The 25,734-nt window shown below is 71.6% G+C and carries 15 protein-coding genes; 7 read left to right on the forward strand and 8 right to left on the reverse strand.

The features are described from left to right. Positions 1–215: 215 nt before the first annotated feature. Positions 216–1,448, forward strand: coding sequence for a cysteine desulfurase (locus tag ACRAKI_RS23455; protein WP_447002659.1), 1,233 nt, complete (start codon positions 216–218; stop codon positions 1,446–1,448). A 78-nt stretch (positions 1,449–1,526) separates the two neighbouring features. On the opposite strand, the gene ACRAKI_RS23460 is transcribed toward ACRAKI_RS23455, so the two are convergent. Both ACRAKI_RS23460 and ACRAKI_RS23465 read right to left on the reverse strand, forming a co-directional pair. Continuing rightward, complete coding sequence (locus ACRAKI_RS23460; RefSeq protein ID WP_447002660.1) at positions 1,527–2,222, reverse strand: glycoside hydrolase family 11 protein; 696 nt, start codon at positions 2,220–2,222, stop codon at positions 1,527–1,529. Between the two features lie 172 nt (positions 2,223–2,394). Beyond that, positions 2,395–4,248 (reverse strand): serine/threonine-protein kinase, encoded by a 1,854-nt coding sequence (locus ACRAKI_RS23465; protein ID WP_447002661.1) that lies wholly within the window; start codon positions 4,246–4,248, stop codon positions 2,395–2,397. Between the two features lie 266 nt (positions 4,249–4,514). On the opposite strand from ACRAKI_RS23465, the gene ACRAKI_RS23470 reads away from it, so the two are divergent. Continuing rightward, positions 4,515–5,684 (forward strand): GDSL-type esterase/lipase family protein, encoded by a 1,170-nt coding sequence (locus ACRAKI_RS23470; protein ID WP_447002662.1) that lies wholly within the window; start codon positions 4,515–4,517, stop codon positions 5,682–5,684. Between the two features lie 3 nt (positions 5,685–5,687). Here ACRAKI_RS23470 and ACRAKI_RS23475 read toward each other — a convergent pair whose 3' ends face one another. Next, positions 5,688–6,485: an FAD-linked oxidase C-terminal domain-containing protein gene (locus ACRAKI_RS23475; RefSeq protein ID WP_447002663.1), complete on the reverse strand. Its 798-nt coding sequence runs from the start codon at positions 6,483–6,485 to the stop codon at positions 5,688–5,690. A 245-nt stretch (positions 6,486–6,730) separates the two neighbouring features. On the opposite strand from ACRAKI_RS23475, the gene ACRAKI_RS23480 reads away from it, so the two are divergent. The 4 genes from ACRAKI_RS23480 to ACRAKI_RS23495 all read left to right on the forward strand — a co-directional run bounded on the left by ACRAKI_RS23480 (position 6,731) and on the right by ACRAKI_RS23495 (position 11,265). Next, a complete protein-coding gene (locus ACRAKI_RS23480; protein WP_447002664.1) occupies positions 6,731–7,453 on the forward strand; it encodes a hypothetical protein in 723 nt (240 codons plus the stop codon). A 116-nt stretch (positions 7,454–7,569) separates the two neighbouring features. Then, the gene (locus ACRAKI_RS23485; protein WP_447002665.1) at positions 7,570–8,709 is read left to right on the forward strand and encodes a trypsin-like serine peptidase; all 1,140 of its coding nucleotides are present in this window, start codon (positions 7,570–7,572) and stop codon (positions 8,707–8,709) included. 147 nt (positions 8,710–8,856) lie between these two features. Continuing rightward, complete coding sequence (locus ACRAKI_RS23490) at positions 8,857–10,023, forward strand: peptidoglycan DD-metalloendopeptidase family protein (RefSeq protein ID WP_447002666.1); 1,167 nt, start codon at positions 8,857–8,859, stop codon at positions 10,021–10,023. A 69-nt stretch (positions 10,024–10,092) separates the two neighbouring features. Beyond that, positions 10,093–11,265 (forward strand): peptidoglycan DD-metalloendopeptidase family protein, encoded by a 1,173-nt coding sequence (locus tag ACRAKI_RS23495; protein ID WP_447002667.1) that lies wholly within the window; start codon positions 10,093–10,095, stop codon positions 11,263–11,265. A 14-nt stretch (positions 11,266–11,279) separates the two neighbouring features. Here the strand turns inward: ACRAKI_RS23495 and ACRAKI_RS23500 are convergent, their stop codons facing one another. Next, the gene (locus ACRAKI_RS23500; RefSeq protein ID WP_447002668.1) at positions 11,280–12,722 is read right to left on the reverse strand and encodes a serine/threonine-protein kinase; all 1,443 of its coding nucleotides are present in this window, start codon (positions 12,720–12,722) and stop codon (positions 11,280–11,282) included. Positions 12,723–13,065: 343 nt separating this feature from the next. Here ACRAKI_RS23500 and ACRAKI_RS23505 point away from each other — a divergent pair, with 343 nt between their 5' ends. Further along, complete coding sequence (locus ACRAKI_RS23505) at positions 13,066–14,589, forward strand: MFS transporter (RefSeq protein ID WP_447002669.1); 1,524 nt, start codon at positions 13,066–13,068, stop codon at positions 14,587–14,589. Positions 14,590–14,681: 92 nt separating this feature from the next. Here the strand turns inward: ACRAKI_RS23505 and ACRAKI_RS23510 are convergent, their stop codons facing one another. The 4 genes from ACRAKI_RS23510 to ACRAKI_RS23525 all read right to left on the reverse strand — a co-directional run bounded on the left by ACRAKI_RS23510 (position 14,682) and on the right by ACRAKI_RS23525 (position 25,631). Then, complete coding sequence (locus ACRAKI_RS23510) at positions 14,682–15,878, reverse strand: cytochrome P450 family protein (protein ID WP_447002670.1); 1,197 nt, start codon at positions 15,876–15,878, stop codon at positions 14,682–14,684. Between the two features lie 291 nt (positions 15,879–16,169). Beyond that, entirely contained in the window at positions 16,170–17,327 is a 1,158-nt protein-coding gene (locus tag ACRAKI_RS23515; protein WP_447002671.1) for an acyl-CoA dehydrogenase family protein, read from the reverse strand. Positions 17,328–17,340: 13 nt separating this feature from the next. Beyond that, positions 17,341–25,467, reverse strand: coding sequence for a type I polyketide synthase (locus ACRAKI_RS23520; RefSeq protein ID WP_447002672.1), 8,127 nt, complete (start codon positions 25,465–25,467; stop codon positions 17,341–17,343). Continuing rightward, on the reverse strand, positions 25,467–25,631 hold the full coding sequence (locus tag ACRAKI_RS23525) for a hypothetical protein (protein WP_447002673.1): 165 nt from the start codon (positions 25,629–25,631) through the stop codon (positions 25,467–25,469). Before ACRAKI_RS23525 ends, ACRAKI_RS23520 begins: the two co-directional genes overlap by 1 nt. Between the last annotated feature and the right edge of the window lie 103 nt (positions 25,632–25,734).

Consider the following 25,734-nt stretch of genomic DNA (forward strand, 5'->3'; position numbering starts at 1 on the left):
GATCCCCGCGAATGCGAGCGAATACTTTCGCGGAAGTTTCGAAGCCTTGCGCACAGTCCGCGCGAGTACGTGTGCCGGTGTCGAGTCCGATGTGGACAGGTTCGCCGCCCTGCCGGGCAGGCCCGGCGCACACCGCGGAAAGCGGGGGCTTGCCGGGGAAGGCCCAGTAGGCTGGGGGAAGACTTCGGATCCGCCGACCCAAGGGACCACGCATCGTGAACGTCGAGTCGATCCGCGAGGACTTCCCGATCCTCCGTCGCCGGCTGGCCGACGACCAGCCCCTCGTCTACCTCGACAGCGCGAACACCTCGCAGAAGCCCTGGCAGGTCATCGACGCCGTCGCGGAGCACTACCGGTGCCACAACGCGAACGTCGCGCGCACGGTGCACCAGCTGGGCGAGGAGGCGACCGCCGCGTACGAGCTGGGGCGGACGAAGGTCGCGGAGTTCGTGCGAGCCGACCCGGACGAGATCGTGTTCACCAAGAACGCGTCCGAAGCGCTCAACCTGATGGCCAACGTGCTCACCTGGAAGTCCCCGTACCAGGTCGGCCCCGGTGACGAGATCGTCATCACGGCGATGGAGCACCACTCGAACATCGTGCCGTGGCAGCTGCTGGCGGAGCGGACCGGCGCCCGGCTGCGCTGGTTCGGCCTCACCGACGACGGCAGGCTCGATCTGTCCACAATGGACGACCTGATCAACGAGCGGACCAAGGTCGTCGCGCTGGCGCACGTGTCGAACATGCTGGGCACGGTGAACCCCGTGGCGCGGATCGCCGAACGGGCGCACCAGGTCGGCGCGCTGGTCGTGCTGGACGCGTCGCAGGCCGTGCCGCACATGCCGTACGACGTGGCCGCGACGGGCGCCGACGCCGTCGCGTTCACCGGGCACAAGATGGGCGGGCCCACCGGCATCGGCGTGCTGTGGGGACGGCGTGACGTGCTCGCGGAGCTGCCGCCGTTCCTCGGCGGCGGCGAGATGATCGAGTCGGTCCGGCTGGAACGCAGCACGTACGCCCAGCCCCCGCACCGGTTCGAGGCCGGCACGCCGCCGATCGCCCAAGCCGTCGGCCTCGGCGCGGCGGTGGACTACCTGACGTCGATCGGCATGGACAACGTCGCCGAGCACGAGCGCGCCGTGACCGACTACGCGCTGCGCGGCCTGGCCGGGGTGCCGGGGCTGCGGATCCTGGGCCCGACGACGGTCGAGGACCGGGGCGGCGCGATCAGCTTCACGTTCCAGGACGTGCACCCGCACGACGTCAGCCAGGTGCTGGACTCGCTGGGCATCGCGGTCCGGGCTGGCCACCACTGCGCCGCGCCGGCCCACCAGTGGTTCGGCGTGCCGGCGACCACCCGTGCGTCGTCCTACCTCTACACGACGTTCGCCGAGGTGGACGCGCTGATCGAGGGCCTGGAACGGGTTCGCGGCTTCTTCGTCCGCTGACTCCCGCGGTGAGGCGGCGCGCGGTGGCGCGGCGACCCGATGGCCGCCGCGCCACGTTGGCGGGTTGGACTGGGGGGTTCAGCTCACGGTGATGTTGGAGTTGCCACTGCTCTGGTAACCCTCGGTCGCCATGATCATGTAGTACCGGAATCCGCCGAGGTTCATCCCCGCGCGGGCCCACGCGTCGAAGTGGTTGCCGGTGGTGATGGTCCCGCCCGTCTTCTTCGACGTGCGGACGCTCCAGAACTGCGGGAACGTCTTGGTGCCTTCCACCGAAGGCGCGTTGTACCGCATCGTCTGGTAGATGTCGTACGTGCCGCCGTCGCTGCTGACCGAGCCCTTGCGCGTGCCCGTCGGCCGGTAGGTGCCCCAGTTGTCGACGATGTAGTACTCCACGAGCGGGTTGGACGTCCAGCCGTAGAGGCACAGGTAGCCGTTGCCGGACGGGTTGAAGCTGCCCGAGTACCGGACCGTCCGGCGGCTGCCGGTGCTCCACCCCTTGCCGCACACGAAGTTGCCGGTGTTGCGCCAGGAGGTGCTGTACTGGCCGCCCGATCCCATGGTCATCGAGACGGTGCCGTTGGCGTCGGTCCAGAACGAGTAGTAGTAACCGTTGTGGGTGCCTGTCTGGTTGTTGGTGACGGTCTGCGCGTGGGCGGTGCCGGGCAGCAGCAACGCGGACGTGGCCAGAGCCAGGCTACCGGCGCCACCGAGGAACAATCTCCGGCTGAGCGGGTGCGCGGGTCGGGCTTGGGCGTCGTCGTCCATGTGCATGCTTCCTCCTCGTTGAGGCCGGCAGGGGTCAGGCGGCGGGATACACCTGGCAGGCCTTTCGGCCGAATTCGACAGCGGGTCGAGGCTTGTCGATGCGGACAGTGTTCGTCCGACTCCGAGGCGTTGTCAACGATTCTCGAAAGCTTTCGAAAACGTTCGTCGTGCCTTTCGGCTACATCCGGCTGAGGATCAGGTTGTTCCACCACAGGTCCAGCCGTTCCAGCGTGTCCTTGGTCGCGCCGGGAGCGGTGGTCAGCACGCCGGTGGTGAGGGTGTCCACGTCCGTCCACACCAGACTGCCGATGTCGGCGTCCAGGTAGCAGGTGGTGAACTCGCCGTCGAGCGGGCCGGACGTGTCGCGCCAGTACGTGGAGTAGTGCAGGGGGTGGGTGGTCGGACGGCAGCCGCCCTGCGAGTCGTCACGCGGGATGCCGCGGGTGGTGACGATGCCCTGGAAGTGCGCGTCCTGGGCGGCTCGGGTGGTGAAGAGGCGGAACTCGGCGCGGGTCGGTGGGGGGAACCGGTCGTGGCGCTCGTTGGCTTGGGTGCACACGACCTTCGCGGCGACGCCGTCGCCGTCGGCGGGTTCGGTGACGCAGGACGTGTTGCCGCGGTAGACGCCGGGCAGGGCGCCGAGGAGTTTCTGCTCCTCGGGGTTCGGCGCAGACGCCGTGGTGGCTCCCGTCGTGGTGGTCGAGGTCTTGGTCCTGGACGACGTGGTGCTCTTCGACGGCTCGGTGGTCCCGGAGCCGGAGGTCTGCGAACCGGCGGTTTGCGAGCCGGTGGTCTGGGAGCCGGTGGCCGCGCCGGACCCGCCGATGACGGTCTTGGCCGTGCCGCTGAGCATCGAGTAGACGACAGCGGCCACGGTCACCAGCACGACCACCGAGGCCGCCACCACGCCGAGCACGACGCTCCGGGCCCGCGACTGGTCCGCGTGCCGGGGCGGGACCGACGCGGACGGCACCGGACCGTGCGACCACGGGACTTGGGGTGTGCCACCGCGACCGGTGCCGTGCGCCGGGCCGGTGCCGGACCCGCCACCGGTGCCGGCCGAGCCACCGCTGCTGAGCGCTGGGCCGGGTGCGGCGGTGGTGCCGGTGCCGGATGCGGGGGTGGTGCCGGGCGCTGAGCCGGGTGCGGGGGTGGTGCTGCGGGGCGGTGGGACGGGCTCGGTCCGGGCAGGGGCTGCGGGAGCGATGTGCGGTGCGGGGGCGAGTGCGGCGCGGGCGGCGGTGGCCAGTGCGCCGGCGGTTTCGTGCCGGTCGGCCGGGTCCTTGGCCATGCCCCTGGCGATCACGTTGTCCAGGGCGGGCGGCACGGCCGGGTTCGTGGCGTGGGCCTTCGGCGGCGGTTCCTGCACGTGGGCCCAGATCTGGGCCGCGGTGCCGTCCACGTCGAACGGCCGGCGTCCGCTCAGGCACGCGAACAGCACGCACGCCAGCGCGTAGATGTCGGACCGCGCGTCGACCGCCACGTTCTCGAACCGCTCGGGCGCCATGTAGTCGACCGTGCCGATGACGTCACCGGACGCCGTGATCTGCGTGTCGTTCGCAGTCGTGGCGCGGGCGATGCCGAAGTCCACGAGGTACACGAAGTCGCCGGGCGTGACGAGGATGTTGGACGGCTTCACGTCCCGGTGCACGAGCCCGTCGGCGTGGGCCGCGTCCAGTGCGCCGGCCACCTGCTCCACGATCCGCACCGCGCGCTCGGGCGCGAGCGGTCCGCCGGCGATCAGGTCGGTCAGGTCCGCGCCCTCCACGAGGCGCATGTCGAGGTAGAGCCGGCCGTCGATCTCGCCGTAGGCGTGGATCGGGATGACGTGCGGCTCGCGCAGCCGCGCCACGATCTGCGCCTCCCGTCGGAACCTGGCCCGGAACGCGGCGTCGTCGTGGAAGGCGGGTGAGAGCCGCTTGAGCGCCACCGTCCGGTCGTGCGCGGTGTCGTGCGCGCGGTGCACCTCGCCCATCCCGCCGCGCCCGATCAGCGGCCCGATCCGGTAGGGCCCGAACATCTCGTCTGCCATGTCCCCCGCGTTCTCCGTGACGCCGTCCGTGCGATCGACGCAACGAGCGCCGTGACGGTTCCCCCGTCCCCGCGAGCGCGATTATCCGCAGCGGTGGAACGCGGTCGGCAACGGGCTCCGGGTCACCGGACTCGTCACGGTCGGCGAAGCCGCGTTCACCTGCTTCGGCGACCTCGCGGCACCAACGGGTCATCCCGGTTTCGGGCCGTTCTCCACGGCGGTCGCGGCACCTACGGTTGCCCGACCACACCAAGGAGTTGACGTCGATGTCCGGTGCCCCGCGAAGTCTGGTCCTCGCCGCCGCGATCGCCATCAGCGCGGCGGCGCTCACCGCCACGGAGGCGCGAGCCGCCGAACCGGCGCTGCCCGCCGCGGTCGTCTCGCTCGGCGACAGCTACATCTCGGGTGAAGCCGGCCGCTGGCGTGGCAACGGGCTGGAGAACTCGGGCGACAAGTGGGGCACCGACCTCGCCACCAAGTGCGACGCGAACGGCTGCACGACCACTCCGCAGTGGATCTACGGGGACACGCACACCGCCACGAACATGTGCCACCGCTCGACCTCCGCCGAGATCATCAGCGCCGCGATCCCCAACGCCACACCGGTCAACCTGGCCTGCTCCGGCGCGACCACCCACGACGTGCGCGACGGCGACGCCGCGCGCCACCAGCCCAACCAGCTCGACCTGCTGCGCGCCACCGTGCGGGAGTACGACGTGAAGCTGGTCGTGCTGTCCGTCGGGGGCAACGACCTCGGGTTCGGCGACATCATCGCCGACTGCGTCAAGGGGTACCTCCTCGGCTACGCGTGCGCGCCGACGTGGGACCCGAAGGTCACCGCGAAGCTCGACCAGCTCCGGCTCGACGTCAACGCCACCGTCAGGGCGATCAAGGAGGTGCTGAACGCCGCCCAGGGCGCCGGCACCTACCAGTTCGTGCTCCAGTCCTACCCCGCGCCGATGCCGGCCGCCCGGAACTTCCGCATCCCCGAGGAGGGGCCGCGGTTCTCGGTGGGCGGCTGCCCGGTGTGGGACGCGGACGCGAACTGGGCGCGGCAGCAGCTCGTGCCGACGCTCGCCGCGCAGCTCAAGAGGGTGGCCGCCGCCCGCGCCGTGCGGTTCCTCGACCTCCAGAGCGCCTACGACGGCCGCGGGGTGTGCGCGACGGATTCCCAGCAGGCGCAGCAGGGCAACAGCGCCGCCAACCCCCTGCCCGGCACCACGGCGGAGTGGGTGCGCTGGGTCGTCAGCGGCCACACGGCGCAGGGGGACCAGCAGGAGAGCATGCACCCGAACTTCTACGGCCAGCGCGCGCTCGGCGCCTGCCTGCGATTGATGCACGAGAAGACCACCGGCGACTTCACGTGCCACAACACGCGCGGCGCCGGTCCGGGGCGCATGACGCTGGCCCCGATCTCCGCGACGCGCGGCCTGTGACGCCTACGCGACGCTGCCGCGTCCGGGCAGCAGCACGCCGGGGTTGAGGATGCCGGCCGGGTCGAGGGCGGCCTTGGCGGCGGTCAGGGCCGCGGCGAACGGTTCCGGCCGCTGGCGGTCGTACCAGGGGCGGTGGTCGCGGCCGACGGCGTGGTGGTGGGTGATCGTGCCGCCGTGTGCGGCGATGGCCTCGGACACGGCGGCCTTGACCTCGTCCCACTGCGCGACCGTGCTGCGCCACCGGCCCGCGGCGTAGACGCCGAAGTACGGCACGGGACCGTCCGGGTAGACGTGGGTGAACCGGCACGCGGTCTCGAACGTCTCCACGACCATGCCGATCCGGGCCGGCGCGTCGCGCTGGTAGGGCATGCGCAGGAACGACGACCGCCAGTCGTCCGCGATCGCTGACGTGCGCCCACCGCCCCCGGCCGACTGGTCGGCAACGCCTCCGTGCGCGCGACGCAGTTCGACGGCTCGGGCCAGCGACGCGTCGACCGGGTGGTCGGCCGATTCGAACGCGAGGACCAGCACCCCTCCGCCGGCGCTCAGCCCGGCGTTGAGGAACGCCTCGGCCGCGTCGAGCAACCGGCAGTTCGACGGGTGCAGCCCGGACTGCGCGACGTCCCGGGCCACGTCCCGGAACGCCTTGCCATGGGTGTGGGCCGCGCGGTCGGTGGCGTCGTCGGAGCAGGAACCCGCCAGCGGAGCGGGTGGCCGCAGCCGTGCCGGAGGGAGGTCCAGGTCCACCGGGTCCGGCGGCTCGTGGCCGGTGAGGTCCTGCCCGGGCAGCAGGGCCGCCACCCGCTCCACCAGCGCGGCCGCTCAGCGCCCGTGACCACGCCCTCGACGGTGCCCCAACCCCACCACGACCTCGTCATCCGGACCTTACCCACCATTTCAGGGGTCGGATGTCCGAAGTGCCCGCGCGTATCGCTGAACCGCATTCCGGGACCCGACGTACCCAGGGCATGGCCATTTCACAGAAGGCGTGTATTGACAATTTAACACCTCCGGTCGTTCTTGACCGGTTAACTGCGGACAGCGGCGTGGTGGTGGTCGCTCGCGAGGACGTTCTCCCTGGTGGGACGAAGCAGCGGGCGATCGGCCCGTACCTGCTGGACGCCTTGGACCGCGGTGTCTCGACATTCGTCTACGCCAGTCCGGCGCCGGGGTTCGCGCAGGTGGCCCTCGCATACACGAGTCGCTTGCTGGGCGCCGAGTGCATCTTGTTCTGCGAGTTGCTCGGCGGTGATTTCCACGAGTTCTCGCTGCTCGCGGAGTCTTACGGCGCAAGAATCCACGCCTGCGACTCCCTCTACGACGCCGAGGAGGCGGCGGAGGCCTTCAGGGGTGACGACCAGCGGGTGCTCAAGCTGCCGCTGGGCTTCGGGTGCGCGGAGTACACGTCGCACCTGCGCCGGGCGCTCACCCGCGAGTGGGCCACCGTCGTCGCGGAACTGGGGACGGCGCCGCGCCGGCTGTGGCTGCCCGTGGGCAGCGCGACGCTGGCGACCGCGTTCCGCGAGGTGCTGCCCGCGACCGTGGAGCTGCACTGCGTCGACGTGCGGATCCTGGAGGAGAGCGACGAGCGGATCAAGCAGCTCGGCGAGCTGCCCGGCGTCGTGCTGTACCGGAGTGACCAGGAGTTCCTGGAAGCCGCCACCACGCCGCCGCCCTTCCCCTCCAACGCCTTCTACGACGCGAAGCTCTGGCCGTTGATCAAGGAGCACGCGGCGGACGGCGACCTGTGGTGGAACGTGGCGCGGTGAGCCGCCCTCGGTCGATCACGCGCTGATTGCCGACTATCGGCGGGCTGACACTTTCGGGTGACGCGAGGACCATCACATCGTGTGACCATCCCTGCTCACAAAGTGAGGTGACATCAGTGCGGAGAACCCTGCAACTCCTCGCTGGCGCCTTGCTCGTCGTGCCCCTGCTGGTAGTCGGAACCGCGTCCGCGGCTCCCGGGCTCGTCGAGCAAGTCCAGAAGGTCGGCGAGGACGAGGTCGTCTCGACCGTCCTCGGCGGCAAGAACCGCTCCACGACCGTCGAGCGACCCGGTTCGTGGTACCTGAAAGCCCACTTCGCCGGCCTGCGGCTGATCGCGGGCGACGTGCTCACGGTGGCCGACCCGACCGGCGCCGAGGCCTACCGCTACACCGCCGACGTGACCGCGTCGGGCACGGCCACCGTGGACGCGACCGGTTTCTGGGCGATGTCCGTGACCGGTGACCAGGCCGTGATCAGCCTCAGCGGTCGGGACGGCGGACCGGCGCACCCGGCCAGCCGGGTGACCCTCGACAAGATCACGCGCGGGTACACCGACGCGGAGATGACCGCGGCGGCGGAGATCGCGCCGCAGAGCATCTGCGGCACGAACGACTACCGCGACGCGGTCTGCTACCAGTCGAGCAACCCCACCGAGTTCGGCCGCACCAGGGCGGTGGCCAAGCTGCTGCGCAACGGCGGTTCGCTCTGCACGGCGTGGCGGGTCGGCCCGAACAACCGGATGCTGACCAACAACCACTGCTTCACCAGTGGCACCGGCATCGAGGTGTGGTTCAACTACCAGTGCCCGACGTGCGGCGGCACCACGTCCGCGACCGTCACCAAGGTGCTGGTGTCGTCCGTGCTCAGGACGAGCGCGGCGTTGGACTACACGTTGTTCAGCGTGACGAACTTCGCCGGGCTGGCGTCGTTCGGCTACCTGGAGCTGGACGCGCGGGTGCCGGCGGTCGGCGAGGAGATGTACATCGTCGGCCACCCGGCCGGGAAGCTCAAGAAGCTCTCCCTGCGCGACGACCAGAACGCCGGCGGGTACTGCAAGGTGTCGGCCGTCCGGGTGAACGGCAGTTCGTCGCAGTCGGACATCGCCTACCGGTGCGACACCGAAGGCGGCTCGTCCGGTTCGCCGGTGCTGTCCCGGCAGACCCATAAGGTGATCGGGCTGCACCACTACGGCGGCTGCCCGAACCAGGGCGTCCGCATCGACCTGGTCCACGCCCAGATCAGCTCGCTGCTGTAAGCGGTCGGGTCGCGTTCGGACTTCCGAAGGCCGGACGCGGCCCGTCAATGTTAATAATTCACTGCTCACCTAAATGGCTGGTGATTTCTTACCCGGCGTGTCGACACTGGGACGGTCCTGCAACCGCCTTTCCCTGCGGAGGCTGCCATGATCCCTCGCCTGCTCGTCGGGGCGTCCGTCGCCACGTTGCTCGCCGCCACACCGCTCCTGTCACCCACCGCGGTCGCCGCCGCGCCGAAACCCGACGACCTCGACTCGATGGTGGTCGCGGAGATGCGGGAACGCGGCGCGGCGATCGCCGACACCAGCCGGACCGCCAAGGTCAACGCCACCAGGAAGGCCGGCGAGTGGGCGTTCGGCACCGCCGTGCTCACCACCGCGCAGGGCTCCGACGAACACCCGGAGGGCTGGCTGTTCGTCGCCCAGCGGGTCAAGGGCGCGTGGACGGTGGCGCTCGAGGGCGAGCCGGCGTTCGCCGACCTGACGGCGCGCGCGCCGTTCGTCGGCGACGAGGAGCGCAAGGTGCTGGCCGAGCAGGACGGCCGCCAGATCGGCGCCACCAGCGCCGGCGACGGTCGCACCGGCATGGCGCTGCCGTGGGCGGTCGGGCAGACCTGGGGCATGCCGGGCGGTCCGCACGGCTGGTCCGGCACTGCCGCGCCGTGGAGCTCCCTCGACCTGGCCGGCGGTGACCAACGCGTGCTCGCCACCCGCGGCGGCACCGCGTACACGATGTGCACCGGCTGGATCCGGGTGATCCACGACCGGGGCTACTCCACCGACTACTACCACCTGTGGAACAGCATCAACGTCAACGGCGCCGGCGTGAGCCAGGGAACCTTCCTCGGCCACACGGGCACGGACGTGACGTGCGGTGGCTCGGCATCGGGCCGGCACGTGCACTTCGGACTGCGGCAGAACGGCGTCTACATCGGCATCGCCCAGCACAACATCGGCAAGTGGGTCCTTCAGAACGGCGGGTCGGCGTACCAGGGTTCGGCGTTGCACGGCAGCGCACGCGTCTACGCCGGCGGCTCGCTGTACAACTACGGCGCGCTCGGCTTCACGCAGGGCTTGATCGACGCCAACGGCGGCGGCTCCGTCAACAAGCGCACCGGACCGGGCACCGGCTACGCGCTCGCGGGCTCCGTGGGCGACGGCGCCACGGTGACGGTCTCCTGCTCCGCCAACGGGACTTCGCACAGCGGCCGATACGGCGCCACCAGCCTGTGGAACCGGCTCACCGACGGCACCTGGGTCACCGACGCCTTCATGTGGACCGGCGTGAACGGCCCGATCAACGGCTGGTGCTGATCCGCTCCGCGCACCGCGCCGCCCGGCGACCACCCGGGCGGCGCGGTGCGCTGTCGACGGGAGACCCCCATGACGATCAGCCGCCTGTCCCCCATCCTCGCCCTCGCCGTGGCAGTGGCGACCACGGTGATCCCGACCCCCAACGCCGACGCACGACCGGACTCCCCCACCCTGGCCACGGTGGTCGGAGAGGCCGCGCGGGCACGCGCGGCGACGGAACCCGCCGCGACCACGTGGACCGGCACCAAGGTCACCGTCCTCCGCTCCGAGGACGATCGCTGGACCTTCGGCTCCGTCGTCCTCGTCGCCCCTCGGCAGGACGACGCCCGACCACGTGACTGGCTGTTCCTCGCCGAGAAGCACGGCGGGCGGTGGCGCGTCGGACTGGACGGCCAAGCCGCGTTCGCCGAGCTGGCGGCGTCCTCACGCGTGGTGACCGACGAGGAGAGAGCGGTCTTCGCCGCACACGGGAGCACGCCGTCGACCACGGTCGCCGGCGACTACCGCACGGGCATGCAACTGCCGTGGGCGGTCGGCCAGTCCTGGTCCATGCTCGGCGGTCCGCACGCGCACGACGCGGGCAGCGGACCGTGGAGTTCACTCGACCTGGCAGGCGGTGACCAGCGGGTGCTGGCGGCGCGCGCCGGCCTGGCCTACACGACGTGCGTCGGCCTGGTCAGGGTCCTGCACCCCGATGGCTACGCCAGCCGCTACTACCACCTCTGGAACCACGTCCAGGCCGACGGGCTCAGCGTCGCCGCGGGGACGTTCCTCGGCTACACCGGCACCGAGACGGGGTGCGGTGGCGTCGCGCGGGCCCGGCACGTGCACTTCTCGTTGATGCACAACGGCTCTTTCACCGCCATCGCCCACCACATCATCGGCAAGTGGGTCCTCCGCAACGGATCCGCCCAGTACGGCGGGTCCGCCCTCCACGGCAGCACCCGGGTCGACGTCGGCGGCGCGCTCCACAACTACGGAGCGCTCGGCCGAACCCAGGGCCTGGTCGACGCCAACGGCGGCACGGTCGTGAACCGCCGCTCAGGCCCCGGATCGAACTACCCTGTGGCGGGCACGGCGGCGGACGGGAGCACCGTGGACGTCCGGTGCTCGTCGAACGGCACCACCCACACCGGCCGCTGGGGCACGACCGCGTTGTGGAACAGGATGTCCGACGGCACCTGGATCAGCGACGCCTTCACCTACACGGGCATCGACGGACCGGTCAACGGCTACTGCTGAGCCCCACGACCCGCTCACCCCCGCCCGGAACTGCACGTGACGTCCGGGCGGGGTGTGCCGGGGCCGTTCGCGGTGAAGCCGAACGTCGTGGAACCGTCCACGGGCAGTGTCGCGTTGTGGTCGGCGTTGACCACCCTCACCGACCCCCCTTCCGCCGTGAACCTGCCGTTCCACAGGTTGCTGATCACGTGCCCGGCCGGCTGCGGCCAGGTCACGACCCACTCGGTGAGCGCGCGCTCGGCGGCGTTGCGCACCGTCACCAGGGCCTGATAACCGCCCGGCCAGGAGTTGGTGATCGTGAAGTCGGCGTCGCAGTCGACTGAAGACGTCACGGGGTCGGGCTCTGCGGGGCTGGTGACGTCGGGAGCGGGGGCAGCCGTGGTGGTGGTGGTGGTAGTAGTAGTAGTGGTTGCGGCGGAGGAAGGGGCAACCGCCGACGTGCTGGTGCCGCTGCTCTGACCGGGCAGAGCCCGGTCACCCCGTTCGCCGCCCCGCAGGGCGTCGACGACCACCACACCACCGGCGACCAACGCCGCGGCAGCGGCCAGTGCCCCGGCCACCAGCGCGGCCCTCCGCCACGGCGTCCGACGCGGCATGACCAGCGGCATCGTGTCCCGGACCGGTTCCGGGTCGGGCACCGCGCCGGACACCGCCCGGCCCTCCACCACCGCGCCCAGCAGCCCGTGCAGCTCGGCCATCGTCGGCCGTTCCGACGGCTCGCGCCGCAGCACGTCCATCAGCACGTCACCCAGCGGCCCGGGGAACCGCAGCGGCGCCACCTCCGCCTCCGACACGCGGCGCAACAGCGCATACGGGTTGTCGGTGGTCCCGAACGGCGGGTGGCCCTCCAGCGCCGCGTACAGCGTCGCGCCCAACGAGTACACGTCGGACGCGAACACCGCGTCCTCCCCCGCCGCCACCTCGGGCGCCAGGAACGCTGGCGTCCCGACGATCGCACGGGCGTCCGTCACCGTGCCCTCGCCGATCGCCCGCGCGACGCCGAAGTCGGCGATCTTCGCGGTGCCGTCGTCGGCCAGCAGGATGTTGAACGTCGAGACGTCCCGGTGCACGATCCCGGCCGCGTGCGCCGCCGCCAGCGCCGACGCGACCTGCCACCCGACGCCCGCCACCAGCTCCTCGGGCAGCGGACCCCGCTCGTCGACCAGCTCGGCCAACGTCCGTGACGGCAGGTACTCCATCACCAGGCACGGCTTGCCCCCGTGCTCCACCACGTCGTGCACGGTCACCGCGTGCGGGTGCCGCAGCCGGGCCGCGACCCGACCCTCCCGCAACGTCCGGGCCACCGCGTCCGCCGAGCCGCCGGCGCCGAGGAACTTGACCGCGACCGCCCGCCCCAGCCGCTCGTCGTGCGCCCGCCACACGACACCACCGGCCCCTCGGCCGACCAACGCCACGAGCCGATACCGCCCGGCAATGACCTCGTCCCGTTCCGTCACGACCAGACGCTACTTCGCCACCCGACCCACCGGCCACCTCCACCGACCAGTAATACGGGATTGCTCACTGCGCGTGACCGGCCGGTGCGAGCGGTCGGGGTGTCGCTCCGCACGACTCGCTACGTACAGTCCGAGGCAACCGACGCGACACGACCGCGCAACCCGCCCGACACCCCCGCCGTCCTTTGTGGAGAATCCCGGCACGGGACCCGGCCCTCAAGATTGTGGTGTTCGACTCTCCGCCGTCATCCGCACTTCAGTACGGTGTGGTGACCATTATCGTACTGGGAATATCGCGCCGACTGTGCGCATGGATTTCGCAAGCACACCCCCTGGAGGCTTCATGAGCGGCTCACGCCGGTGGTTCGGTCTAGCTGTACTGGTGTTGCCCTGCCTGCTCGTCTCCATGGACGTCAGCGTCCTGTTGCTCGCCCTGCCCTTCATCAGCGCCGAACTGGGGCCGAGCGCCACCGAGCAGCTGTGGATCATGGACGTCTACGGCTTCGCGCTCGCCGGGCTGCTGATCACCATGGGCGCCATCGGTGACCGCATCGGCCGGCGCAAGCTGCTGCTGATCGGCGCCGCGGCATTCGGTGCGGCCTCGGCCGCCGCCGCCTACTCCGGTTCGGCCGAGATGCTGATCGCGACCCGGGCGCTGCTCGGCATCGCCGGCGCGACGCTGATGCCGTCGACGCTGGCACTGGTCCGCGCGCTGTTCACCGATCCGACCGAGCGCAAGACCGCCATCGGCATCTGGACGGCCGGGCTGACCGTGGGCGCCACCATGGGCCCGATCGCCGGCGGCCTGCTGCTCGACGACTTCTGGTGGGGCTCGGTGTTCCTCATCAACCTGCCGGCGATGGCCCTGCTGCTGATCATCGGTCCGTTCCTGCTGCCGGAGACGCGGTCCGGCGAGACCGGCCGGTTCGACTGGCTCGGTTCGGCTCTGTCACTGGTGTCGCTGTTCGCCCTGGTCTACGGGATCAAGCAGGCCACCGTGCACGACCTCGACCTGGAATCGATCTCGGCCATGGTGATCGGCCTCGGGCTCGGTTGGTGGTTCATCCACCGGCAGCGCACGATCTCCTACCCGCTGATCGAGATCGGGCTGTTCCGCAACCCGGCGTTCAGCGCGGGCGTGTGGGTCAACATGATCGGCATGTTCTGCTCGCTCGGCATGGCCCTGTTCACCAACCAGTACCTGCAGCTCGTGCTCGGCATGCGCCCGTTCACCGCCGCGCTCTGGTCGCTCACCGTCATCCCCGCGATCGCGGTGGCGATGGCGGCGTCCGCGATGCTCGCCAAGAAGGTCCGCGTCGCGGTGATCGTGGTCAGCGGGCTCGTCGTGCTGGCCGCCGGTTTCGTCGTGCTGACCCAGGTCCGGGTGGACAGTCCGCTGTGGCTGGTGCTCACCGGGTGGGCGGTGGTCGCCGCGGGCATGCTCGTGACCGTCTCGCTCGCCGCCGAGTTGATCCTCACGGCGGCGCCCGCCGAACGGGCCAGCACGGCGTCGGCGATCTCGGAGACCGGCAGCGAGCTCGGTGGTGCGCTCGGCATGGCCATCCTGGGCAGCGTGGGTGCGGCGGCCTACCGGTCGACCATGACGTCCGAGGTCGAAGGCCTGCCCGCCGAAGCCGCCCGCATCGCTGAGGACACGCTGGGCGGGCTCGTGGCGATCGCGCAGGAAATCGGCGCGGACGCGTTGGTGGCGGTCGGCAAGGAGGCCTTCACCGACGGGCTGAACGTGACCGCGATCGCGGGCTGCGCCGTGGCACTGGTGGCCGCGATCCCGGCGTACCTCGGCCTGCGGCACGTGCCGGTGACCACGAAGGAGTCCACTGAGGCGGTCGAGGCCGGCAAGGGCTGAGCCGACACCCGGGGCACCCGGAGCGCACCGCCGAGGGGTGCGCTCCGGTCGTCTACTCCAAGACGTCCCCAGTAGTCACGGTGAACCGCTGGTCACGCGCCCAGCCGGAGCGGCAGGCTCTCCAGCCCGCGCACCAGGATGCTGTCCCGCCAGACCACCTTCTCCGGCTCGACCGCCAGTTCGATCTTCGGGAACTTGTCCAGCAGCGCGCCGATCACGATCGCGGCCTCGGCCCGGCCCAGCATGGCGGCGACGCAGTGGTGGATGCCGAAGCCGAACGCCAGGTGCCCGGCGGCGTTGCGGGTGATGTCCAGGCGGTCCGGGTCCGGGAAGCGCTCCGGGTCGCGGTTCGCCGACGGCAGCGCCAGCACCACGAACTCGCCCTCGGGAATCGTCGTCCCGCTCAGCGTGAGCGGCGCGACGGTGAAGCGGAGGGTCGCCATGTTCAACGGACTCTCGAAGCGCAGGAACTCCTCGATCGCGTTGGGCATCAGCGAGCGGTCGGCGCGCAGCTTCTCCAGCTGGTCCGGCGCGCGCAGCAACGAGTACACGCCGCTGCCGATGAGGTTCGCGGTCGTCTCGTGCCCGGCGATCAGCAGCAGGAAAGCGATCGAGACGACCTCTTCCATGCTGAGCTTGTTGCCGTCCTCGGACGCCCGCACCAGCTCGGTGAGGATGTCCTCGCCGCCGTTCTCCATCTTCGCCATGACCAGCCCGGCGATGTACCCCGCGATGCCCTCCTCCGCCTCGGCCATCGCCTCCGGCGAGGAGTTCCCGGCCAGGGTGAACGTCCAGTCGCGGAACTTGTCGCGGTCCTCGACCGGAACGCCGAGCAGCTCGCTGATCACCGCCATGGGCAGCGGGTAGGCCAGCTCCTCCATCAGGTCCACCGGACCGTCCGCGCCCTTCACCGCGAGGTCGTCGACCATCTCGGTGGCGATCTCCTCGACCCGCCCGCGCAGCCGCGCGACGGCACGGCCGGCGAACGCGCGGTTGACCAGCTTGCGCAGCCGGGTGTGGTCCGGCGGGTCGCTGTTGAGCATGTGCGAGTTGAGGTCCGCGCGGAAGTCCGCCGCGGTGCCCTCCGTGTGCCGCTCGTACAGGTGCGCCGCCGAGGCGTGGTCGTTGCTCAGGGCGGGCGAGGCGAACGCGGTGCGCACGTCCTCGTAGCGGGTCACCAGCCACACCTTCAGGCCATCGGGCTGGCGGATCTCGCGGACCGGCTCCGTCTCCCGGAGGCGGGCATAAATCGGGTAGGGGTCTTGGAAGAATTCTGGAGTGAGTCGCACGTTCTCGACCATATCCGAAAGTCGTTACCGGTGGACCCTTCACCGCCCCCTGCCGGCCGCCGAACAACTTGCGACGCCAAGCAATCCCTATGCACGACCGTCCATTCAGGCCTGATGGCACGGGGAGCCGAGCGCGCGCCTTCGGCTCTCCGCAGAGCCCCGAACTATTCCGTGTTTGACATTCACAGACCTGAAATCCGCCAGGCCCGACGCACAACGGCCGGATCGGAACAGGAATCCTTTCGGACTCCGTTCCGATCCGGCCGCATCAGGGTCCACGCCGGGTCGCGCTTACGTCCGCCGTGGCACCGGCACGACGTAGCGGCCGAACACCAGCTCGCGCAGCACGTCGTCCCCACCCTCGACGATCGAGACGTAGCGCATGTCCCGCATGAGCTTCCCGATCGGCATGTCGTTGGTGTAGCCGAGCCCGCCGAACATCTCGGAGCCGACGCTCGCCACGTCCCAGCCCGCCTGACCGCAGAACATCTTCGAGGTCAGCGCCGACTTCACCGTGCCCTGCCGGGTGAACAGGGCCGGCGCGTCCGGGTCGGCCATGATCTTGTCGAAGTCACGGGCCGAGCGGAGCAGGTGGCTCTTCATGACGTCGATCTGCATCTCCATCTGGCCCAGCCGCTGCGCGAACACCGGGCTCTCCAGGAGCGTGCCGTCGCGGAAAGGCTTCGTCTTGGCGTAGTTCATGCAGTGGTCGCGGATGCGGCGCGCGATGCCGAGCGCCGTCGTGGCGATCAGGATGCGGCTGGCGTTCAGGCCGATCTCCAGCAGGCGCAGGCCGGAGCCCGCGAGCTGGTTGCCGGCCGGCACCCGGACGTCCTTCAGCGACACCTGGTAGGTGTGCGACGCGCGCAGGCCGATGACGTCCCACCGCTTGACGATCTCCACGCCCGGCGTCCCGCGCGGCACGACGATCGCCGGGTAGTCCTCCGGGTCGTCCGCCGAGCGGGCGATGACGACCAGGAAGTCGGCGAAGTCCGTGTTGGTGGAGAAGAACTTCTCGCCGGTGAGGACGAGGTCTCCCCCGTCCTTCCGGACCACGGTCTCGATCTTGCCCAGCTCGCTGCCCGCGGTCCGCTCGCTGCCCAGGGACGCGCAGAACGTGCCGCCCGCCGCCATCGGCGCCAGGTACCGCTGCTTCAGCTCGTCCGAGCCGTACAGCTGCACCATCGTGGTGCCGAGGATCGAGATGAACAGCGTGAAGGCCACGCCCGCGTCGCCGTAGGACAGCTCGTTCACGATCTCGACGCTGTCCTCCAGCGTGAGCCCGCGCCCGCCCAGCTCTTCCGGGAGCCACCAGTTGGCCAGCCCGGTCTCGCGGAACTTCTCGTACACCTCCAGCGGCTTCTCGGTCAACGCGTCGAGTCGCGCCTCGTCCGCGCCGAGTTCGTCCCGGACGAACCGGCGCACGGCCTTCAGGTCTTCTGCCCTCATCGGTCCCACCACTTCATTCCGAGAACGCGCGATTGATGAGGTCGTCGAGGTCAAGGCCGTCGATCTCCTCGTCCAGTTCGTCCTCTGCCGTGTTGTCGTCCGGTTCCCCCGGCTCGGACCCGTCCTCGCCGAACAACTTGTCGACCAGGTGGTCGGCCAGTGCGGCGGGCGTCGGGTAGTTGAAGATGATCGTAGCGGGGATCTCCACGCCGGTGTCCTTCTTGACGTGGTTTCGGAACTCGACGCCGCTCAGCGAGTCGAAGCCGATTTCCTTGAACGACATGTCGGCTTCGATGTCGTCCGTGGACGGGTATCCGAGCACCAGGGCCGAGGTGGACAGCAGCATCCGGAGCATCTCGTCCGTCCGCTCCGACACCGGGAGGTCGGCCAGCCGCTGGACGAACGGCGGCACGCCACCGGTTTCCACGACCTTCGGCTGCCGCGGCGCGACCATGCCGTGGAACAGCGCGTGCACGGTCTCCTGCTCGCGCAGCCCGGCCCGGTCGACCACCGCCGCCACGACCAGCGCGGAGTCCAGACCCAGCGCGGTGTCGAACAAAGCCGTCCCCGTCGCGGCGGGCAGCGGCACGAGCCCGGCACGGCGGAACCGCGCCAGGTCGGCTTCACCGAGTTCGCCCGCCATGCCGAGTTCCCACGGGCCCCAGGCCAACGAGACCGCCGGCAGACCCTCCGCGCGGCGTTGCGCGGCCAGCGCGTCCAGGAACGTGTTGGCGGCGGCGTAGTTCGCCTGGCCCGCCGTGCCGAAGACACCGGCGACGGACGAGTACAGGACGAACGCCGACAGCTCCAGGCCCGCCGTCAGCTCGTGCAGGTGCCACGCGGCGTCGACCTTCGGCTGGAACACCCGGTCGAGCTGGTCCGGCGTCATGGTCTCGACGCCGGCGTCGTCCAGCACGCCCGCGAGGTGCACCACCGCGGTCAACGGCGCTTCCGCCGGGATGCGCGCGAGCTCCGCCGCCAGCGCCTCCCGGTCGGACACGTCGCACGCGGCCTGCACGACCTCGGCGCCGAGCGCGGTCAACTCCTCGGCCAGCACGCTCGCGCCGGGCGCGGCGGAGCCACGTCGGCTGAGCATCAGCAACCGCCGCGCGCCGTGCGTGGCCACCAGGTGCCGGGCGAACAACGCGCCGAGGCCACCCGTGGCGCCGGTGAGCAACACCGTGCCGTCAGTCCACTGAGGACGATCGGCGGACGGTGCCGGGGCCGCCGCCAGGCGCGGCACGTGCACCACGCCACCGCGGATGGCCACCTGCGGCTCGGCCGGGTCCAGCTTCTCCAGCGCGGCCAGCGACGCCTTGTCGCCGTCGATGTCCACCAGCACGAACCGGTCCGGGTGCTCGGCCTGCGCGGACCGCACCAAGCCCCACACCGGCGCGAGCGCCAGGTCCGGCTTCTCGTCCTTGCCGACCGCCACGGCACCACGGGTCACGACGACCCGACGCGTGCCGTCGTCCAGCCACTTCCGCACCTGGCCCAGCATCTCGTGCGCGGTGGCACGGGCCGACGAGGGCAGGTCCGCGCCCACGCCCGCCATGACGTGCGTGAACTCGGCATCCACCGCGCCGGAACCCGCGGCGCCCGGCAGAGCCGTCCAGTCCACCGTGAACAGGGCGTCCGCAGTCGCGCCGGCGGTCAGCTGCTCCACCGACGCGGGCATCAGGGCCAGCGAGTCGACGGACAGCACCAGCGCGCCGTCCGGCCGGGTGATCCGGAGCGACACCTCGTTGACGCCGATCTTCGCCACCCGGACCCGCAGGTCCGGACCGCCGACCGCGTGCCGGGACACCCCGGACCACGCGTACGGCAGCAGCGCCTGCTTCGAGTCCGCACCGGCCAGCAGCGACAGGATCGGGTGCAGCGCGGCGTCGAACAACGCCGGGTGCACGACGAACCCGGACGAGGCGTGCGGGACGTCGTCCGGCAGCCGGACCTCGCCGAACACCTCGTCGTCGCCCGAACGCCACAGCCCGCGCAACCCTCGGAACGCGTGCCCGTAGCCGTAGCCGCGGTCGGCCAGCTCCGGGTAGAACGCCTCCAGGTCCACCGGCTCGGCACCCGCCGGCGGCCAGACGTCCGAACTGGATTCGGGGGCAGGCGCGGCGACGGCCAGCACACCGGCGGCGTGCCGGGTCCACGTCCGCGACCCGGCCGCCCGCGAGTGCACGCCGATCTCCCGCGCGCCCGCGTCGTCGGCCCCGCCGATGGTGATCTGGAGCTGGACGGGATCGGCCGCGAGCGTCAGCGGCTTCTCCAGGGTCAGCTCGGCGACCCGGCCGCACTCGGCCACGTCCATCGCCCGCATCGCCATCTCGACGTAGGCCGCACCGGGGAAGACCACACCGTCGAAGATGCGGTGGTCGGCCAGCCAGCCGTCGGTCGAGGGCGAGACGTGTCCGCTGAGGACGATCTGGTCGCCGACCGCCAGCTCGGTGGCCGCCGACAGGAACGGGTGGTCGATCGCGGTGAGACCGGCGCCGGTGACGTCACCGCGCGGAGCCTCCGCCTTCACCCAGTACCGCTGCCGCTGGAACGCGTAGGTGGGCAGGTCGACCGGACGCCCGTGGATGCCGACGGCGGCGAAGTACGCGCGCCAGTCCACAGCCACACCGACGACGTGCAGCCGGGCCAGCGCCTCGGCCAGCGAACGGGCCTCCGGCCGCTTCTTGCGCACCACCGGCACGGCCGTCACGTCCGGCGCGACCTCAGCCAGGGTCTCCTGCGCCATGGCGGCCAGCACGCCGTCCGGCCCGACCTCCACGAACACGCCGACACCGGCGGCCACCGCGGCGCGCACACCGTCCGCGAAGCGCACCGCCTCCCGCACGTGGCGCACCCAGTACTCGGGCCGCTCCAGCTCGCCCTCGCCGGCCAGGGCGCCGGTCACGTTCGAGATGACCGGCAGGCGCGGCGGCGCGTAGGACACCGACCGCGCGACCTCCTCGAACTCCGCCAGCATCGGCTCCATCAGCGGCGAGTGGAACGCGTGCGAGACCCGGAGCCGCTGGGTCTTGTAGCCGGCGCCGGAGAACATCCCCTCGATGTCCAGGACGGCGTCCTCTTCACCGGAGACGACCGTCGACAGCGGACCGTTGATCGCGGCGATCGAGGCGGTGTCCTCGTACCCCTCCAGCGCCTCGCGGATCTCGTCCTCGTCGGCCTGGATGGCGACCATCGCCCCGCCGCGCGGCAGCGCCTGCATCAGCCGGCCGCGCGCGGCCACCAGCTTCACCGCGTCGGAGAGGGAGAAGACGCCCGCCACGTGCGCCGCGGCCAGCTCGCCGATCGAGTGCCCGGTCAGCACCGCCGGGACCACGCCCAGCGACTCGACCAGCCGGAACGCCGCCACCTCGAAGGCGAACAGCGCCGGCTGCGTCATCGCGGTCTCGTCCAGCAGCGCGGCCTGGTCCGAGTCGGGCTCGGCCGCGACGACCTCGTCGATGGAGTGCTCCAGCAGGGGCGCGAACTCCGCGCACACCGCGTTCCACGTCTCGGCGAACACGGGGAACCGCCGCACCAGCTCGCGGCTCATGCCGAGGCGCTGGCTGCCCTGCCCGGAGAACAGCACGCCGACCTCCGGCACGCCGTTCGCGGAACCCGTGACCAGGCCCGCCGCGCGCTCGTCGGCCGCCAGGGCTTCCAGCGCGGGCAGCAGCTCCGCCCGACCGGACCCGAAGACGACCGCGCGGTGGTCGAGGACCGCACGGCCGGTGGCCAGGGTCGTCGCCACGTCCGCGGTGCGCGGCGCCGGGTCCTCGGACACCGCCGCCAGCAGCCGTTCCGCCTGCCCGGTCAGGGCCGGGGCGTTGCGCGCCGACAGCAGCCAGGGCACGACGGCCTCCGGCTCCGCGTCGTCGGCGGCCGGCTCTTCGACGTCACCCTGCTCCAGGATCACGTGCGCGTTGGTGCCGCTGATCCCGAACGAGGACACACCCGCGCGGCGAGGCCGGTCCGCGTCGGGCCAGGAACGCCGGTCCGTCAGCAGCTCGACCGCGCCCGCCGTCCAGTCGACGTGCGGCGTCGGCTCGTCCACGTGCAGCGTCCGGGGCAGCACCCCGTGCCGCATCGCCATGATCATCTTGATCACGCCGGCCACGCCGGCGGCGGCCTGCGTGTGACCGATGTTCGACTTGACCGACCCGAGCCACAGCGGCTCCGGCCGGTCCTTGCCGTAGGTGGCCAGCAGGGCCTGCGCCTCGATCGGGTCGCCGAGCTGGGTGCCGGTGCCGTGCGCCTCGACCGCGTCGACGTCCGCCGTGGACAGGCCGGCGTTGGCCAGCGCCTGCCGGATGACCCGCTCCTGCGAGGGGCCGTTCGGCGCGGTGAGCCCGTTGCTCTCGCCGTCCTGGTTGACCGCGCTGCCGCGCAGCACGGCCAGCACGCGGTGGCCGTTGCGCCGGGCGTCGGACAGCCGCTCCAGCACCAGCATGCCGACGCCCTCGGACCAGCCGGTGCCGTCGGCGGAACCGGAGAACGCCTTGCAGCGGCCGTCGGCGGCCAAGCCGTTCTGCCGGGAGAACTCGATGAAGATGCCGGGCGTGGACATGATCGTCACACCGCCGGCGAGGGCGAGCGAGCTGTCACCGGAACGCAGCGACTGCGCCGCCATGTGCAGCGCCACCAGGGACGACGAGCACGCGGTGTCCACGGTCACGGCCGGGCCCTCGAAGCCGAGGGTGTAGGCGACGCGGCCGGAGACCACGCTGGACGCGGTGCCGGTCAGGGCGTGGCCGGCCACTTCGTCGGGCACCTCGCCCAGCCGCGGCAGGTAGTCCTGGCTCATCGCGCCCAGGAAGACCGCGGTCGGGGTGCGGCGCAGCTCGGCCGGGTCCTGCCCGGCGCGCTCCAGGGCCTCCCAGACCACTTCCAGCACCAGCCGCTGCTGCGGGTCCATGGACAGCGCTTCACGCGGGCTGATGCGGAAGAAGCCCGCGTCGAAGTCACCGGCGTCGTGCAGGAACCCGCCGACCGAGGCGTAGTCGCCCCCGGACGTCGGCCAGCCGCGGTTGTCCGGGAAGGGCGTGATCGCGTCGGCGCCCTCGGCCACCAGCCGCCACAGGTCCTCGGGTGACGCCACGCCACCGGGGTACCGGCAGCTCATGCCGATGATCGCGATCGGCTCGTCGTACCCGGCGGCACGGGCGGGCGCGACCTCGCGCTCGTCGGCCCCCGAGCCGGACAGCTGGTCCTGCATGTGCCGCACGACCGCGCTGGGGGTCGGGTGGTCGTAGAGCAGCGAGGTCGGCAGCTTCAGGCCGGCCGCGGCGTTGAGCCGGTTGCTCAGCTCCACCGCCGTCACCGAGTCGAAGCCCAGCTCCTTGAACGTGTTGTCGGCGCCGACCGCCTTGGGGTCCGACAGGCCGAGCACGGCGGCCGAGTGCGACCTGACCAGCGTCCACAGGTCCTGCTCGGCGAGCCGCTTCGCGGTCCGCTCGGAGTGCGTCTCCACGGGCTCGACCGCGGGCGTGCCGACCGGCCGCGGCGCCTCGCGCTCGACGCGGTCGCCGGAGACCCAGAACGACTGCCGCTGGAACGCGTAGGTGGGCAGCGGAACGCGGCGGGCGCCCTCGAAGAACGGTCGCCACTGGACCGCGACACCCTTGGCGCACAGTTCGGCCATCGACAGCAGCAGGCGACGGGACTGGTCCTCGTTGCGGCGCAGCGTGCCCTGCACCACCGCGTCGCCCACGGTGTCCTGGATGGCGGCGGTCAGCACCGGGTGCGGGCTGAGCTCCACGAACGTGTTGTGGCCGGCGTCGGCCAGCGCCTTGACGGTCTCGCTGAACCGCACGCGCTCGCGCAGGTTCCGGTACCAGTACTCGGCGTCCAGCTCGGCCACGTCGACCAGGCCGGCGGTCACCGTCGAGAAGAACGCGATGCCGCTGTCCGTCGTCGCGATGCCGTCGGCGACCCGGAGCACCTCGTCCCGGACGGACTCCACGTGCGTCGAGTGGGACGCGTAGTCGACCGGGATCACCTTGGCGCGGATGCCTCGGGACTCGCAGTCGGCCACGACCGCGCGCACCGCGTCGACCGCACCGGAGATCACGACGGAGTTGGGGCCGTTCACCGCCGCGACGGAGACCTCGTCCTGGTCCACGTCCTCGGCGGGCATGGCCAGCGACGCCATCGTGCCGCGACCCGAAAGGCCCGCATCGATGGCCTTGCTGCGGCCGACCACGAGCCGCAGCCCGTCGGCCGGCGAGATGATGCCCGCCGCGCAGGCCGCCGCGATCTCGCCCTGGGAGTGACCCACGACGGCGTCGGGCACGAGGCCGGCCGAACGCCACACCTCGGCCAGCGACACCATCACCGCGAACAGCGCGGGCTGGACGACGTCCACCCGGGCCAGCGCGGCTTCGTCGGCCAGCACGTCGCGCAGCGACCAGTCGACCAGACCGCCCAGCACCTGCTCGCACTCGGTCATGCGGGCGGCGAACACCGGCGAGGAGTCCCACAGCTCAAGGGCCATGCCGACCCACTGCGAACCCTGGCCCGGGAAGACCCACACCACACCGGAGCCGGGGGTGGCGGAGCCCGTCACGACGTTCGCGGCGGGTTCGTCCGCCGCCAGTGCGGCCAGGCCGGCCATCAGCTCCATGCGGTCCGCCGCCACGACGACGCCGCGGTGCTTCAGCATCGACCGGGTCGTCACGGTGGAGTAGCCGATGTCGGCGGGGCGGGCGTCGGCGTCGGCCGTCACCCAGTCGCGCAGGCGGTCGGCCTGGGCCCGCAACGCGGCGGCGGAGTCACCGGAGAGCACGACCGGCACCGGGCGGGGAACCCCCGGCTCGACGGCCGGGGCTTCGACGGGGGGAGCTTCGACGGCGGGCGGACCCGCGACGACGACGTGGCAGTTCGTGCCGCCGACGCCGAAGGAGCTGACACCGGCCAGCTTGGGGCCGTCGCCCGGCCACGCGCCGGAGGCGGCGTTCACCGCGATGTTCCACTCGTCCATCGGGATGGACGGGTGCGGCTCGGTGAAGTTGAGGCTCGCCGGGAGCACGTCGTGCTTGATCGCCAACGCGACCTTGATCAGGCCCACGACGCCGGCGGCGGCGTCCAGGTGCCCGATGTTCGTCTTCACCGACCCGACGAGCAGCGGCCGGTCGGCGTCGCGGACGGAACCCAGCACGGAGCCCAGCGCGCCCGCCTCGACCGGGTCGCCGGCGCGCGTGCCGGTGCCGTGCAGCTCGACGTACTGCACGTCGCCGGGGTTCACGCCCGCACGGGCGTACGCCTCGCGCAGCAGCGCCTGCTGCGAGTCGCCGTCGGGCACGGTGAGGGCCGAGCCGTCGCCGTCGTGGTTGACCGCGCCGCCGAGCAGCACGCAGTGGATTTGGTCGCCGTCGGCGATCGCGTCCTCAAGGCGCTTGAGGACGACCATGCCGGCGCCCTCACCCCGGACGAAACCGTTGGCGCGGGCGTCGAACGTGTAGCTGCGGCCGTCCGGGGACAGCGCGCCCGCACGGGCCAGCGCCAGCGTGCTCTCCGGCACCAGGTTCAGGTGCACGCCACCGGCCACGGCCAGCCGCGCGGCGCCGGACAGCAGGGTCTCGCCGGCCAGGTGCACGGCGACCAGCGAGGAGGACTGCACGGTGTCGACGGTGATGCTCGGACCGTGGAAGCCGAACCGGTGGGACACCCGGTTGGCGATCACGCCGCGGCTCAGGCCCGCCAGGGAGTGGTGGGACACCGCGTCCGTGCCGTGCCGCTGCACGAGGGACGCGTAGTCGTCACTCGCCGCGCCGAGGAACACGGCCGTGTCGCTGCCGCGCAGGTCTTCCGCGGCGACGCCGGCGTCTTCCAACGCCTCCCAGGTCAGCTCCAGCGCCAGGCGCTGACGCGGGTCCATCGCCGCGGCTTCGCGCGGTGAGATGCCGAAGAAACCGGCGTCGAAGCCGGACACGTCGTCGATGAACCCACCCCGGCGGTACGGGGCCAGGTCGGGTAGGTCGTACCAGCGGTCCGCGGGCGCCTCGGTGATGGCGTCCACGCCGTCGCGCAGCAGCCGCCAGAAGGCCTGGACGTCCTGTGCCCGCGGAACTCGGCACGACATGCCGACGACGGCGACGGCACGCCCGACCGTGTCGCCCGATCGCTCGGCCTGATTCCCGTACATCACTTCACACCTTCCCCAGCAGTGCGGCGGCAGTTCATCAATCCCGTGTCGGCGACCCGGACGTCGACCGGCAGCGGTAACCCGTCCGGCGTGGCCGGACCGCGGCCGACCGGCTCGTCGCGGACGAAGCGCTGCACGTCGAGCAGCTGCTGGGGCGCGATCATCTTGTCCTCTTGTCGGGTGGTGTCCCGGCCGGGAACCGGCGCGGGACCAGGGTTGTCACAGGCGGCGACGAGCCGTCGCACGTCGCCGCGGCGGCCGGCCTGC

The sequence above is a fragment of the Saccharothrix isguenensis genome, assembly GCF_052936305.1.

What these genes read in the sequence shown, in the direction of transcription:
- ACRAKI_RS23460 (WP_447002660.1), bottom strand. Translation starts at nt 2,222, where the DNA reads ATGCACATGGACGACGACGCCCAAGCCCGACCCGCGCACCCGCTCAGC.
- ACRAKI_RS23505 (WP_447002669.1), top strand. Translation starts at nt 13,066, where the DNA reads ATGAGCGGCTCACGCCGGTGGTTCGGTCTAGCTGTACTGGTGTTGCCC.
- ACRAKI_RS23470 (WP_447002662.1), top strand. Translation starts at nt 4,515, where the DNA reads ATGTCCGGTGCCCCGCGAAGTCTGGTCCTCGCCGCCGCGATCGCCATC.
- ACRAKI_RS23490 (WP_447002666.1), top strand. Translation starts at nt 8,857, where the DNA reads ATGATCCCTCGCCTGCTCGTCGGGGCGTCCGTCGCCACGTTGCTCGCC.
- ACRAKI_RS23525 (WP_447002673.1), bottom strand. Translation starts at nt 25,631, where the DNA reads ATGATCGCGCCCCAGCAGCTGCTCGACGTGCAGCGCTTCGTCCGCGAC.
- ACRAKI_RS23520 (WP_447002672.1), bottom strand. Translation starts at nt 25,467, where the DNA reads ATGTACGGGAATCAGGCCGAGCGATCGGGCGACACGGTCGGGCGTGCC.
- ACRAKI_RS23465 (WP_447002661.1), bottom strand. Translation starts at nt 4,248, where the DNA reads ATGGCAGACGAGATGTTCGGGCCCTACCGGATCGGGCCGCTGATCGGG.
- ACRAKI_RS23495 (WP_447002667.1), top strand. Translation starts at nt 10,093, where the DNA reads ATGACGATCAGCCGCCTGTCCCCCATCCTCGCCCTCGCCGTGGCAGTG.
- ACRAKI_RS23515 (WP_447002671.1), bottom strand. Translation starts at nt 17,327, where the DNA reads ATGAGGGCAGAAGACCTGAAGGCCGTGCGCCGGTTCGTCCGGGACGAA.